Raw genomic sequence first — 13,501 nt, 5'->3', positions numbered from 1 at the left:
GAGCGGCGGTCCCGGGAGGGGTTCCGTCAGCAGCGACGGTTCCTGTTGATGCAGTCGACCGCGAACCTCATCAGCCGGTCGGGCATCACGTTGGCGAAGTCGGCGTGGTCGGTGACGGGGTTGTGCCGTTGCTCGGGGAAGGCGTCCAGCGCGAAGGACGCGGTGCGCGGTGTGGCGTAGAACAGGCTCATCCGCAGCTGCGGGATCGCCCTGGTGCCGGACGGGCAGGCGCCGTTCGCGTCGGGGAACACCACGTGCGTGCGGTGGTTGGCGCTGTCGTTGTTCTGGCCGTCCCAGCAGCTGGGGAAGTCCAGGATCCGGACGAGCAGGCTGCCGCGCGGGCAGAGCGGGTACTTGGTGGTGATCCGGTTGGTGAACCCGGTGCAGGTCCACTTGGCGAGGGCGTTCGCGCCGCCGTTGGTGGCGGCCTTGGCGTCGCCGGTGAGCATCCTGATGAAGCGCGGCATCGGGCTCACCCTGGAGACCGGGTTCCCGCGGAACTGCAGGCTCACCTGGCGGGCCCGCATGATGGTGCCGACGTTGCCGTCCGGGTCGTTCGCGTTGGCGTCGCTCGTACGGTCGCGAAGGACCGGCCAGAAGTAGGTCGAGCGGTCGTTGAACGCGCACGTGGTGCCCGCGGCGGCCAGTGACTGGTCCGTGGAGAAGGCGTCGGTCGACAGGTTGCCGACGTAGTCGTGGATGTGGTGGGCGCCGTTGGACACGCCGGGGGCCACGATGAAGTTGTCGGAGTTGTGGTGGCCGTTCCTGTTCGTGCCGCACCGGGAGGTGAAGACGCCGCCGGAGCCGCCGCGCCGGGTCCGGACGTCCTGGAAGTTGCGCGGGACTCGCCGGATGTCGATGAAGTCCTCGGGGAACGGCCCGAGGTCGGCGCACTCGGCCTCCTCGCCGCCGGGCGGGGGAGCGGAGGTCTCATCGGGTGCCGGGTTCGCGGGCGGGGCGTCGGTCGGCGGAGTGTCGACGGGGGGCTGGGCGGGGTTCTGCGTGGGCGCCTGGTTCGGCCGGCGGCGGGCATTGGCGTCGCTGCCGTCGTTACCGTCGCCGCCCAGGGTCTGTGCCTCCTGGTCGGCGAACTCGTCGGGGGTGGCGGGGTCGGTGGGGGAGGCCGGGATGAGGCTTCCGCCCGCGGGAGGCGCGTCGGCGGGCTGGTCCTGAGGGAGCTGATCCTGAGCGGGCTGGTTCTGGGCCGGCTGGTCTTGAGCGGGCTGGTCCTGGGGTGGAGCGTCCTGTGGAAGTTGGTCCTGGGCCGGCTGGTCCTGCGGAGGAGCGTCCTGCGCGGGCTGGTTCTGGTTCTGGCCCTGATCCTGTTGGTTCTGATTCTGGTTCTGCTGCCCCTGGTCCTGCTGACTTCGCTGGTTCTGCTGGTTCTGGTTCTGTTGCTCGGCGGGGTCGCAGTGATCACCGTAGGCGGGGGTCGTGACCGCCACCGTGAACGTGACGGTGGTGAGCGTGCCGGCGGCCAGTACCAGCGCCGACAGGGAGGCCATCGAGCGTTTCATGATCTTCAAGCGATTTCTCTCCTCACAGGTGTGTCGAGAGCGGAGGCGGGCGGCGGCGGTGCGGGCATCGGAGGCTCGGGCAGGTCCGAGTAGTCGACCAACCCGGTGCTCTCCAGCAGGGTCATGTGCTTCATGACCACCTCGACCGCCCGCTGGGCGAATGTCCTGACCAGGTCGTTGCGGGTGCCGGCTCGTACGCCGGCGACCACCCCGAAGACCTTTCCGTGGGCCTGCCGCAGCAGCCGGGCGAACAGGAGGTCGTACTCGGCGCCCGCCTTCACCGCCGTCAGCTGCGCCATCCAGGACTGCTGGTCGGCGTTGGCCTGGTCGGGCAGCGGCACGTTCAGTTTGGCCGCGAGGGCGCGGACCTCCTCGTCGAGCTTGAGGTGGTCGGTCATCAGATGCATGCCGACCTCCTTCACCCGCTTGCTCGCCGCCCGCTGCTGGGCCTGCTGGCCGCTGGGAATCTCCCAGAGCCCGGCCAGGCGGACCTTGACCAGCAGGTCGCGATCGGCCGGACCCAGAGGGCCCTGAGGGGTCTGGACCCAGCTCTGATCGGCGAGTGCACCGCCGCCGGGAGGGGTGATCAGGACGACCGCCACGGCGGCGACCGCGATGAAGACCCCGAACAGCAGGGGTTCGCCGTTCTTGAAGCGGCGGAACAGTGATCTGAACATGGCCCGGCCCCGCTCTCAGATACCGGCCGCCACCGGGGCCTTCTCGGCGCCCGGCGCGGTGACGAACGTGCCGCCCGGCCCGTGAGGGGCCGGGTGCGTGAGGAGGAGGACAGTTCCGACCGGCCACGGGATGTGCCGCACCGCCATGTCGTTTCCTTTCCCCGGGGCCCGCCGATGCGGGCGCACTTGGTGGGAGGTACGCGGCACTGCCCGGGGTGGTTCAGCAGAAGTGATGAGATAGTTAGAAATGACTGGAGTTGCCAGAGATGCAGACGGGACGGATAACGAAGGTGTAAAGATGTGCCCGTGCGTCAACTCGACAGTCGGTTCGAGAGCGCGGACACCGATGTCCTCCTGGTAGAAGATCTGTACCGGGAGTTCGGTGTACCCCTGCTCCGCCATGTGCGTAAGGCCACCGGTAACGATCTGCAGTGGGCAGAGGACGTCGTCCAGGAGACGCTCGTCCGTGCCTGGCGTAACGCAGGAAGGTTGCAACGAGAGCCCGGTCTTCTGTGGGCCTGGCTCCTGACCGTCGCCCGTCGTATCGTCATCGACGGGCGCCGTAGACGAGGCACCCGACCACAGGAGGTCGAACCCGCCGACGCGAACGCCGTGCCCGTTCCCGACGGGGCCGATCGCGCGCTGGAGGCGATGGTTGTCGCCGAGGCGCTGCGAGAACTGTCCCCAGAACACCGCGAAGTCATCGAGCACACTTACCTGCGGGACCGTACGATTAACGAGGCGGCGGAAATCCTCGGGATACCGCCGGGTACGGTCAAGTCCCGGCTCTACTACGGGATCCGGGCTCTCCGAAAGGTCTTGAAGGAGAGAGGTGTCGCGAGCTGATGTTGCCCTCCCCGCATCATGACGTGGCGGCGTACGCGCTCGGGGTGCTCGACGAAGAGGATCACGAGACGTTCCAACGCCATCTCATGACCTGCGAGGAGTGCCAGGTCGAGCTCCGGGAACTCACCGAGGTTCCCGGACTTCTCGATGCGGTGAAGCGGGACCGCTCCAATTCCCTGGACGATGACCGCACGCCACATTGACGTTTAGCTGCTTTTGGGGTGATATCAGGAACGGTGGTACGTCCCGGTCAACGAGGATCGGGACAGACGGCCACTGGAGGTGTCGTGCCGCGGGCCATGCCCGATGGGCGGAGCGCGGGTCGGTCGACCCCGATCGCCGGGCGAGGCGTCCGGGGCGAGGCCAGACTCGCCCGGCTGCGCCGTAGCCGTTCCGAGGCGACCCTGTGGAATGATTGCCCCACCGCCACCTCGTGGGGAGAACCCGCCGTCTCCGACCAGGAGCCCTTCCGTTCCCCGTTGGCAGCGGCGAGAGACCGCGGTTCCCATGACGAGCCGTGGCGCCTGGCTGCGATCCCGATCACCCGTGAAGAGACGATCACCCCGTGGTGGGCGTTTCGTGCCCCCGCTGCCGGGGAGCTGAATGTGGCCGGAAACGGGCGGCAGGGCGAGGGCGGCGAGGACATGGCATCCCCGAGGGCGCGGGCGACATCACTTTCTCTCCGCCGGGCACCATTTCCGCGGAGCTTATGAGATTCCATCCTGGAGTCTCACCCAACCATGCAAAACCCCTCACAAAGGAGTGAGAGCGACATGCCGCTCGACGAGGCCAAGGACGAGCTGCTGAGGAGTGCCGCGGAGACGTGCGCGCGCACACCGAGCAGTGATCACGTGAGCGTGGAGGAGGCGCTCGCCTTCCTACGGCTCTACTACCGGCATGTCGCCCCCGAGGATCTGCTCGGCCGCGACCTGGTCGACGTGTACGGCCCGGCGATGGTCCAGCGGCGGCTCGCCGAGCAACGCCCCCAGGGCCGCGCCCTGGTGCGCGCCTACACCCCCACCCCCGAGGAGCAGGGCTGGGCCCGCGGGTCCTCCGTCGTGGAGATCGTCACCGACGACATGCCCTTCCTCGTCGACTCGGTGACCATGGAGCTCAACCGGCACGGCGTCGGCATCCATCTGGTCGTCCACCCGCAGATGCGCGTGCGCAGGGACATGACGGGCAAGCTGCTCGGCCGCGACGAGGAGAACGTCACCGGGCAGGTGCTCGCCGAGTCCTGGATGCACTTCGAGATCGACAGGCAGAACGACGAGGCCGCGCTCAAGGCGATCGAGACCGACCTGCAGCGCGTCCTGGAGGACGTGCGCGGCGCCGTCGAGGACTTCGCCAAGATGCGGGCGCTCGCCCTGCGGACCGCCGAGGACGTCTCCGTCAACCCGCCGCCCCTCGACCCGGCGGGGGTGGAGGACAGCCTGGAGCTGCTGCGCTGGCTCGCCGACGGGCACTTCACCTTCCTCGGCTACCGCGAGTACCGCCTGGAGGAGGGCGAGGAGGGCGACAGGCTGCACCCGATTCCCGGGACGGGGCTGGGCATCCTCCGCGGCGACAGCGCAGACTCGGGCAGCTTCGCCGCGCTCCCGCCCGACCTGCGCGCCAAGGCCCGCGAGAAGCAGCAGATGCTGATCGTCACCAAGGCCAACAGCCGCGCCACCGTCCACCGCTCCGCCTACCTCGACTACGTGGGCGTCAAGCTCTTCGACGCCTCGGGCGAGGTCGTCGGCGAGCGGCGCTTCCTCGGCCTCTTCACCCACGTGGCCTACAGCGAGTCGATCTCGCGCGTCCCGGTGCTCCGGCGCAAGCTGGCCGAGGTGCTCGTGCTCGCCGGGCTGACCGCCGACAGCCACGACGGCAAGGATCTCATCGAGATCCTGGAGACCTTCCCCAGGGACGAGCTCTTCCAGACCTCGGTGGATCAGCTGCTGCCGATCGCCCTCGGCGTGCTCAGGCTCCGCGAGCGCAAACAGGTCAAGGTCTTCCTGCGCCCGGACGACTACGGCCGCTACGTCTCGTGCCTGGTCTACCTGCCGCGCGACCGCTACACCACCAAGATCCGTATCAAGCTGCAGGACATCCTGCTCAGGACGCTCGGCGCCACCACCTTCGACTACAGCGCGATGATCGGAGAGTCGGCACTCGCCAGGCTGCACGTGGTCGTGCGCGGTGAGCGTGGCAGGCCGCTGCGCGTCGACACGGTGAACGTCGAGGAGCTGGAGGCGAGGCTCGCCGCGGCCACCAGGTCCTGGGAGGACGACCTGGCCTCCGCGATCACCGAGCTGTGCCCCGAGGGCGAGGTTTCCAAGCTCGTCCGCCGCTACGTCCAGGCGTTCCCCGAGGGCTACAAGGCCGACTTCCCGGCCCGGATGGCGGTCGCCGACCTGCGCCGCCTGGAGGATCTCGCCGCCTCCTCGGACGAGATCGAGATGAACCTCTACGAGCCGCACGACGCGACGGAGGGCGAGCGCCGCTTCAAGCTCTACCGCCTCGGCGCGCCGGTCTACCTCTCGCACGTGCTGCCGCTGCTCCAGCGGATGGGCGTGGAGGTGGTCGACGAACGGCCGTACGAGGTCGACCGCGACGGGGACCCGGCGACCAAGGACGCCTGGATCTACGACTTCGGCCTGCGCTACACGCCCTCGCCCGAGGTCGACAGGGATGAGTTCAAGCGGCTCTTCCAGGACGCGTTCGGCGCGTTATGGGCAGGGCGGGTGGAGAACGACGGGTTCAACGGCCTCGTCCTGGCCGCCGGGCTCACCTGGGAACAGGTCGAGATCCTGCGCGTGTACGCCAGGTATCTGCGCCAGGCGGGCACCGCGTTCAGCCAGGAGTACATCGAGCGGGTGCTGACGGGCAACGTGCGGCTCGCCCGGCTGCTGGTGCGCCTGTTCGAGGCGAGGCTGAACCCGCGGCGCCCGGCCGAGGTCCGCTCCGACCTGTCCGAGGCGCTGCGCGAGGAGATCCTCGCGGCCCTGGACGACGTGGCCTCGCTGGACGAGGACCGGATCCTGCGGGCCTACCTGGAGATGATCGGGGCCACCCTGCGGACCAACTACTTCCAGCGGGTCGACGGCGAGCGCAAGCCGTACATCAGCCTGAAGCTCGACTCGCCGTCGATCAGCGTGCTGCCGCTGCCCCGGCCCGCGTACGAGGTGTTCGTCTACTCGCCCAGGGTCGAGGGCGTGCACCTGCGCTTCGGCAAGGTCGCGCGGGGCGGGCTGCGCTGGTCGGACCGGATGGAGGACTTCCGTACGGAGGTGCTCGGGCTGGTGAAGGCGCAGATGGTGAAAAACACCGTCATCGTCCCCACCGGCTCCAAGGGTGGCTTCGTCGTGAAAAATCCGCCGAAGTCAGGGTTGCGGGAGGACACCCTGGTCGAGGGCATCGCCTGCTACCGGATGTTCATCTCCGGCCTGCTCGACCTCACCGACAACCTCGTCGACGGCGAGGTGGTCCCGCCCGCCGACGTCGTCAGGCACGACGGCGACGACACCTACCTGGTGGTCGCCGCCGACAAGGGCACCGCGACGTTCTCCGACATCGCCAACGCGGTGGCCAAGGAGTACGGCTTCTGGCTGGGCGACGCCTTCGCCTCCGGCGGCTCGATCGGCTACGACCACAAGGCGATGGGCATCACCGCGAGGGGCGCCTGGGAGTCGGTCAAGTACCACTTCCGCACCACCGGCGTGGACATCCAGAACACCGACTTCACCGTCGCCGGAATCGGCGACATGTCCGGTGACGTGTTCGGCAACGGCATGCTGCTCTCCCGGCACATCCGGCTGGTCGCCGCGTTCGACCACCGGCACATCTTCATCGACCCCCGGCCCGACGTCGCGGTGAGCTACGCCGAGCGCGCCCGGCTCTTCGCGCTGCCCCGCAGCTCCTGGGAGGACTACGACGCCTCGCTCATCTCCGCGGGAGGCGGGGTCTGGCCCCGTACGGCCAAGTCGATCCCCGTCTCCGCGCAGACGCGCGCCGCGCTCGGCATCGACGCCGACGTGACGTCGCTCGCCCCGGCCGACCTGATCAGCGCCATCCTGCGGGCCCCGGTCGACCTGCTGTGGAACGGCGGCATCGGCACCTACGTCAGGGCGTCGAGCGAGTCCAACGCCGACGTCGGCGACAAGGCCAACGACGGCCTGCGGGTCACCGCCGGCGAGCTGCGGTGCAAGGTGATCGGCGAGGGCGGCAACCTGGGCTTCACCCAGCTCGCCCGGATAGAGTTCGCGCTCAACGGCGGCCTGGTCAACACCGACTTCATCGACAACTCCGCCGGGGTGGACACCTCCGACCACGAGGTCAACATCAAGATCCTGCTGGACCGGGCCGTCCGCGACGGGGAGCTCACCGACAAACAGCGCAACCAGCTCTTCCTCGACATGACCGACGAGGTGGCCGAGCTCGTCCTGCGCGACAACTACGACCAGAACGTGGTGCTCGCCGCCGCCCGCGAGCAGGCCCCCGACATGCTGCACGTCCACTCGCGTCAGCTGCGCAGGCTGGAGCGGGCCGGGCTGCTCAACCGGGAGCTGGAGTTCCTGCCGTCGGACAAGATGCTCGCCGAGCGGCGTCAGGCCAGGCTCGGGCTGACCGCGCCGGAGTTCTCGGTGCTGCTCGCCTACACCAAGCTGGTGACCGACGCCGAGATCCTCGCCTCCGACCTGCCCGACGACCCCTACCTCGCCTCCTGGCTGGTGTCCTATTTCCCCTCCGCGCTGCGCGACGCCCGGATCCGCACCTACATGGACACCCACCCGCTGCGCAGGGAGATCATCACCACCGGGGTGGTGAACGACCTGGTCAACTCCAGCGGGACCACCTTCCTGTTCCGCATCGGCGAGGAGAGCGGCGCGTCCACCCCCGACATCGCCCGCGCCTACCTGGTCACGCGCGAGGTCTTCGACATGCCCAACCTCTGGCGCCAGATCGAGGAGCTGGACAACAAGGTCGACACCCCCACCCAGATCGCGATGGAGCTGGAGGCCCGCAAGCTCGTCGAGCGGGGCACCCGCTGGTTGCTGGGCAACCGGCGCCCGCCGCTGGACCTCGCCTCCACCGTCGGCTTCTTCGCCAAGGGGATGAACGGCCTGCTGCCGCACCTGCCCAAGCTGCTGACCGGGGTCGACCTGTCCGCGTTCGAGGAGCGGCGTGACGGCTTCGTCTCCCGGGGCGTCCCGGCCGAGCTGGCCGAGCGCGTCGCGGCGATGGTGCCCGCCTACTCCACGTTCGACCTGGTCGAGGTGGCCGCACGCACCGGCCGTCCCGTGCACGACGTCGCCGAGGTCTACTTCGACGTCGCCGACCGGCTCCAGCTCTCCAGGCTGCGCGAGCGCGTCGTCGCGCTGCCCAGGGACAGCCGCTGGAACTCCATGGCGCGGGCCGCACTCCGTGACGACCTCTACGCCGCGCACGCCGCGCTCACCCACGGCGTCCTGACGCACAGCACCCCCGGACTGTCGCCGGAGGAGCGGCTGGCACGCTGGACCGAGGCGAACTCGGCGGCGGTCTCACGGGCGCGGCAGACCCTGTCGGAGATCTGGGAGAGCGACAACTTCGACCTCGCGACCCTCTCGGTGGCACTGCGCGCGATCCGCACGCTGGTGGCCACCATCAACCTCCCGCACACCGGCGCCTGACCCGCCCGACGCCCGGCCGGGCCTCCTTTCATCGGGGTCCGGTCAGGCGGCGCGCCACATGGTAGGCGCGTCGCCCGGTATGACGGGTCCGGTTTCCCGCGGCACGGGCCGGTGCGCGGCCGGTCCGTGCCGCGGGCTCCGTACGAACTCGGTGAACCTCGCACGGCTCACACGGGAGGGGGAACCTAGCTCACGATGACCTTGGTGAGACCGCCGAGATAGCCGATCACCTTGGCCGCGTGGCCGCTGTCCTTGGCCGGGACCGTGCTCACGTACAGCTGCGTCTCCACCGTGCGCAGCTCCTTGAGGATGAACCGCTCCTTCGTCAGCTTCCTGGCCTCGGGCGGGATACGGGTGTCCGACCCGCACGGGGTGACCTTGATCGACCGCGTCGTCGTCCTGATGAGGGAGTACAGGACGAGAGCGCCCCCGTCGGCGGTGCGCAGCGCGTGAACCGGGTAGTCGCTCGCCGCGAAGATCGAGTCGTAGCCCAGGCAGTTGTTCTTCTCCTCCGCGCGCCTCCTGGTGATCTCGTCGGCGAGCCCCGTGGTGTGCGGGCCCTCCTCGATCAGCCCCGTCGCGAACCCCCGCTCGCCCTCCTCCGCCGAGGTCGCGTGCAGCGGGGCCATCAGGCGCGGGCTGATCGCCACCGTCGCGTCCTCCTCGCCCAGCGCCGTCGCGTACCCCTCGGTGTCCGTGACGATCTCCGGGGGCCGGACGCCCTCGTCGAGCAGGGAGGTCGAGCTGACCCGCCAGTCCTCACCGCCCTGCCGCATCAGGGTGAGCACGGCGGTGCGCACCTCGCCCGAGGACTCCTCGCGGTCCACGAACGCGGCGAACCAGAGCGGACCCTGCTGGTTGCGCGGGACGAGCAGCCGGGGAGTGCCCCACGTGTAGTGGGGAATGTCCTCGGCGGAGCCGCTGAAGGCCGCGATGGTGAGGGCCTCCTGCCCGTCGCGGGTCTGCTCCAGCATGAGCCTGCGGTCGGCGTCCAGGTGCGGCGTCGCCGCTCCCAGCACCCCGTCGGCGCCCACGACGCCCGCGAGAGCCCTCTTCGCCTCGGCGAGCGTGACCGGGGGCGGCGAGGGGGTGGCCGTGGGACGGGCGGTCGGCGTGACGGCGTCGGCCGAAGGGCTCCGCTCGGGCCGGCCGTCGCCGGAACCCGAACACGCCGCGGTCGCGATGATCAACGCCAGCGCGAGTGCGAGCACACCCCGTCGCCCGTTTTCGCGCACGTACGCCTCCCGATACTCCCCGATGCGGGCCATGCTAGCCATGGTGGGGGAGCCTGCCGTACACGATGGGGTTCGGAGGTCGCGTACCCTTTACAGACGTGGCACTCATCGATCCGGCAGAACAGATCAACGAGCTTACCGGGACGCTGAACAGCATCCAGGACGTGCTCGACCTTGGCGCGATGCGCAAGCAGATCGAGGAGCTGGAGGATCAGGCCGCCGCCCCCGACCTGTGGAACGACCAGGAACGCGCGCAGAAGGTCACCAGCAGGCTCTCCTATCTCCAGGGCGAGATCAACAGGATCGAGTCGCTGGAGCAGCGGCTGGACGACCTCTCCGTCCTGTACGAACTCGCCGCCGACGAGGGAGACGACGACACGCGGGAGGAGGCCGACCGCGAGCTGGAGTCCCTGCGGGGCGACATCGGCGCCCTGGAGGTCCGCACCCTCCTGTCCGGGGAGTACGACGCCCGCGAGGCGGTCGTCACGATCCAGTCACAGGCGGGCGGTGTGGACGCGGCCGACTGGGCCCAGATGCTCCAGCGGATGTACCTACGGTGGGCCGAGCGCAAGGGCTACCCGACCGACATCTACGAGACCTCCTACGCGGAGGAGGCGGGCATCAAGTCGACGACCTTCACCGTCAAGGCCCCCTACGCGTACGGCACGCTGCGCGGCGAGCACGGCACCCACCGGCTGGTCCGCATCAGCCCGTTCGACAACCAGGGGCGCAGGCAGACCTCGTTCGCGGGCGTCGACGTGGTGCCGGTCGTCGAGACGACCGACCACATCGACATCAACGAGGACGACCTGCGCGTCGACGTCTACCGCTCCTCGGGTCCCGGCGGCCAGGGCGTCAACACGACCGACTCCGCGGTCCGCCTCACCCACCTGCCCACGGGCATCGTGGTCTCCTGCCAGAACGAGCGCTCGCAGCTGCAGAACAAGGCGACCGCGATGGCGGTCCTGCAGGCCAAGCTGCTGGAGCGCAAGCGTCAGGAGGAGAAGGCGGCGCTGAACGAGATCCGGGGCGAGTCGACCACGTCGTGGGGCACCCAGATCCGTAACTACGTGCTCCACCCGTACCAGATCGTGAAGGACCTGCGGACGGGCGCCGAGGACGGCAACCCGGGCGGGGTGCTCGACGGCGACCTGGACGGCTTCATCGAGGCCGAGATCCGCTGGACCCGACGCCAGGAGTCGGGCGCCGACGACTAGGACGTCCTTCTCCCGTCCCTGGGAGCCGGACACGGGCGGAAACCCTCGTCCCGGGGAATGGACGAGCGGGAACGGCTGCTCGCCGACATCCGGGGCCCTCGTTTCCGAAGGATGAATGCCCGCGGGAACTCCCGGTGAGCCGGGAGCCGGCGGAAAGACCGTGTTCCGGCCCCGGGCATGTCGGAGTCCTCACTCACGGGCGCCGCTGAGCGCCCGTGAGGCGGGTTTTCCACGCGAGACGGGAAAACCGCCTCGGAAGGGCGTGTCAGGCGCCGCTGAGGTGCTTCAGGGCCAGGGTGAGGAAGAAGAGCGCGATCAGCACCAGCGACAGGAGTGCGGGGGTCATGCCCCCGAAGGTGTGCTGGTGCATCCGCTCGCGATACGCGCGGCAGCGGGGGCAGCGGCCTTCGGCCACGGGGTGGGCGCACCCCGCGCAGACCAGGTCTTCACAGCTCATGATGTCCTCCCTCGTCGAGGTCAGAACTACTTTATGCGGTCGTTACCGGGCGCCGAATCGTTTTGTTTCCGTTATGGGCTTTCCATGTCAGTCTTCCCCCTAGACTGGGCTCCGGCCAACCGGAACGTCGATCGAGAGCAAAGACCGGCGCCCCCCGGCCGGCGAGAGGCGGAAGTGGCCCTCTGCCACTCCTGCGACCGTCCTAACCCCTAGACTGGCATGCCGTGATGCGCCCGTGATCCATTTTGATAATGTCACCAAGGTCTACGCGAACCAGAACCGGCCCGCGCTGGACCACGTCAGCGTCGATGTCGACAAGGGCGAGTTCGTGTTCCTCGTCGGCCCCTCGGGGTCCGGGAAGTCGACCTTTCTCCGCCTGGTCCTGAAGGAGGAGCGCCCGAACTCGGGCGCGATCCACGTGGCCGGCAAGGACCTCGCCCGACTGTCCAACTTCAAGATTCCACACCTGCGCCGCCGGATCGGATGTGTCTTCCAGGACTTCCGGCTGCTCCCGAACAAGAACGTGTACGAGAACGTCGCGTTCGCCCTGGAGGTCATCGGCAAGCCCCGGCGTTTCATCCGTAAGGTGGTCCCGGAGGTCGTCGAGCTCGTCGGCCTTGAGGGCAAGGCACACCGGATGCCCGACGAGTTGTCCGGTGGCGAGCAGCAGCGGGTCGCGATGGCCCGCGCGTTCGTCAACCGGCCGATGATCCTGCTGGCCGACGAGCCGACCGGAAACATCGACCCCGCGACGAGCATCGGCATCATGAAGGTGCTCGACCGGATCAACCGGACCGGCACCACGGTCGTCATGGCCACGCACGACGCGGCCATCGTCGACTCCATGCGCAAGCGGGTGGTGGAACTGGAGGACGGCAAGATCGTCCGTGACCAGTCGCGAGGCGTGTACGGCCAGGCGTACTGACACCAGGACCGGATAGAGCGACAGGAAGAGCATGCGGGCAAACTTCATCTTCTCCGAGGTCTGGATCGGCCTCCGCCGCAACCTCACGATGACCATCGCGGTCATCGTGACCGTGGCGATCGGCATGGCGTTGCTGGGCGTCGGTCTGATGATCAACTCCCAGATCTCCAGCATGAAGGACTTCTGGGCGGACAAGGTCGAGGTCTCGGTCTTCCTGTGCAAGAAGGACGACCCCTTCCCGCAGTGCAAGGGCAGCGGTGGCGTGAACGCCCAGGAGCGGGCCGCGCTGAAGGGGGACATCGAGGCCATGCCCCAGGTCGAGAAGGTCGACGTGGAGGACGCGGCCCAGGCCTACAAGAACTTCCGGGCACAGAACGCCAACAACACCGTGCTGCTCTCCGCCATCCAGGTCGAGGACATGCCCGAGTCGCTGCGGGTCAAGCTCAAGGACCCCGACGCCTACGCGGCGGTGATCGAGGCGGTCAAGGGCGCCCCCGGGGTCTCCAACGTGGTGAACCAGCGGGAGCTGCTGGAGAAGTTCTTCGGGCTGCTGGAGAAGCTCCGCTGGGCGGCCCTGGTGGTGGCGATCATCCTGGTCTTCGCGGCCACGCTGCTGATCGGCAACACCGTGCGGCTCTCGGCGTACAACCGCAGGCGTGAGACCGGCATCATGCGGCTGGTGGGGGCCTCCAACCTCTACATCCAGCTGCCCTTCGTGATGGAGGGCGTCATCGCCGGTCTGATCGGCGGTGTGATGGCCGCGATACTGCTGATCATCAGCAAGGTCTTCCTCTTCGACGGGGTGCAGCTCTACCTCTCTCCCAACAGCCAGCTGTCCTGGGAGACGGTCGCCTCGGTGATCAGTATCACCATGATCTTCGGCGTGCTCATCTGTGTTCTGGCGTCCTTCGTCACGCTCCGCCGCTACCTGCGGGTGTGACGGCTCCGGTGTCCTCGTACGCCCCGCGGGCGC

At 68.8% G+C, this 13,501-nt stretch carries 11 protein-coding genes; 6 read left to right on the top strand and 5 right to left on the bottom strand.

Going from position 1 to position 13,501, the window contains the following annotated elements:
* Positions 1-26 precede the first annotated feature (26 nt).
* Genes ACFY3V_RS15040 through ACFY3V_RS15030 form a run of 3 tightly spaced genes read right to left on the bottom strand, consistent with a single transcriptional unit; the run spans position 27 to position 2,341 of the window.
* The gene (locus ACFY3V_RS15040) at positions 27-1,517 is read right to left on the bottom strand and encodes a DUF1996 domain-containing protein (RefSeq protein WP_389773683.1); all 1,491 of its coding nucleotides are present in this window, start codon (positions 1,515-1,517) and stop codon (positions 27-29) included.
* Between the two features lie 5 nt (positions 1,518-1,522).
* Positions 1,523-2,194 carry a DUF4142 domain-containing protein gene (locus ACFY3V_RS15035; RefSeq protein ID WP_350946523.1) on the bottom strand — a complete coding sequence of 224 codons (672 nt, stop codon included), beginning with the start codon at positions 2,192-2,194 and terminating at the stop codon, positions 1,523-1,525.
* Between the two features lie 15 nt (positions 2,195-2,209).
* The gene (locus ACFY3V_RS15030; protein ID WP_350946524.1) at positions 2,210-2,341 is read right to left on the bottom strand and encodes a hypothetical protein; all 132 of its coding nucleotides are present in this window, start codon (positions 2,339-2,341) and stop codon (positions 2,210-2,212) included.
* A gap of 159 nt (positions 2,342-2,500) precedes the next feature.
* On the opposite strand from ACFY3V_RS15030, the gene ACFY3V_RS15025 reads away from it, so the two are divergent.
* The 3 genes from ACFY3V_RS15025 (at position 2,501) to ACFY3V_RS15015 (ending at position 8,694) form a co-directional block, all read left to right on the top strand.
* Positions 2,501-3,040: a sigma-70 family RNA polymerase sigma factor gene (locus tag ACFY3V_RS15025; protein ID WP_350946525.1), complete on the top strand. Its 540-nt coding sequence runs from the start codon at positions 2,501-2,503 to the stop codon at positions 3,038-3,040.
* Positions 3,041-3,063: 23 nt separating this feature from the next.
* A complete protein-coding gene (locus tag ACFY3V_RS15020; RefSeq protein WP_362906301.1) occupies positions 3,064-3,243 on the top strand; it encodes a zf-HC2 domain-containing protein in 180 nt (59 codons plus the stop codon).
* A gap of 570 nt (positions 3,244-3,813) precedes the next feature.
* The gene (locus ACFY3V_RS15015; protein WP_389773597.1) at positions 3,814-8,694 is read left to right on the top strand and encodes an NAD-glutamate dehydrogenase; all 4,881 of its coding nucleotides are present in this window, start codon (positions 3,814-3,816) and stop codon (positions 8,692-8,694) included.
* Positions 8,695-8,879: 185 nt separating this feature from the next.
* On the opposite strand, the gene ACFY3V_RS15010 is transcribed toward ACFY3V_RS15015, so the two are convergent.
* On the bottom strand, positions 8,880-9,962 hold the full coding sequence (locus ACFY3V_RS15010; protein ID WP_389773594.1) for a hypothetical protein: 1,083 nt from the start codon (positions 9,960-9,962) through the stop codon (positions 8,880-8,882).
* Positions 9,963-10,027: 65 nt separating this feature from the next.
* Here ACFY3V_RS15010 and prfB point away from each other — a divergent pair, with 65 nt between their 5' ends.
* Complete coding sequence (gene prfB, locus ACFY3V_RS15005) at positions 10,028-11,146, top strand: peptide chain release factor 2 (protein WP_350946529.1); 1,119 nt, start codon at positions 10,028-10,030, stop codon at positions 11,144-11,146.
* A 265-nt stretch (positions 11,147-11,411) separates the two neighbouring features.
* Here prfB and ACFY3V_RS15000 read toward each other — a convergent pair whose 3' ends face one another.
* Positions 11,412-11,603, bottom strand: coding sequence for a hypothetical protein (locus ACFY3V_RS15000; RefSeq protein ID WP_362504082.1), 192 nt, complete (start codon positions 11,601-11,603; stop codon positions 11,412-11,414).
* Positions 11,604-11,838: 235 nt separating this feature from the next.
* Here ACFY3V_RS15000 and ftsE point away from each other — a divergent pair, with 235 nt between their 5' ends.
* Positions 11,839-12,528, top strand: coding sequence for a cell division ATP-binding protein FtsE (ftsE, locus tag ACFY3V_RS14995; RefSeq protein ID WP_012888192.1), 690 nt, complete (start codon positions 11,839-11,841; stop codon positions 12,526-12,528).
* A gap of 31 nt (positions 12,529-12,559) precedes the next feature.
* Positions 12,560-13,468 carry a permease-like cell division protein FtsX gene (gene ftsX, locus ACFY3V_RS14990; RefSeq protein ID WP_350946531.1) on the top strand — a complete coding sequence of 303 codons (909 nt, stop codon included), beginning with the start codon at positions 12,560-12,562 and terminating at the stop codon, positions 13,466-13,468.
* Positions 13,469-13,501: the final 33 nt, after the last annotated feature.

Origin of the sequence: Streptosporangium sp. NPDC000095, from assembly GCF_042899335.1 — a bacterium.
GTDB lineage: Bacteria > Actinomycetota > Actinomycetes > Streptosporangiales > Streptosporangiaceae > Streptosporangium.
This window is presented reverse-complemented; position numbering and strand designations above follow the sequence as displayed.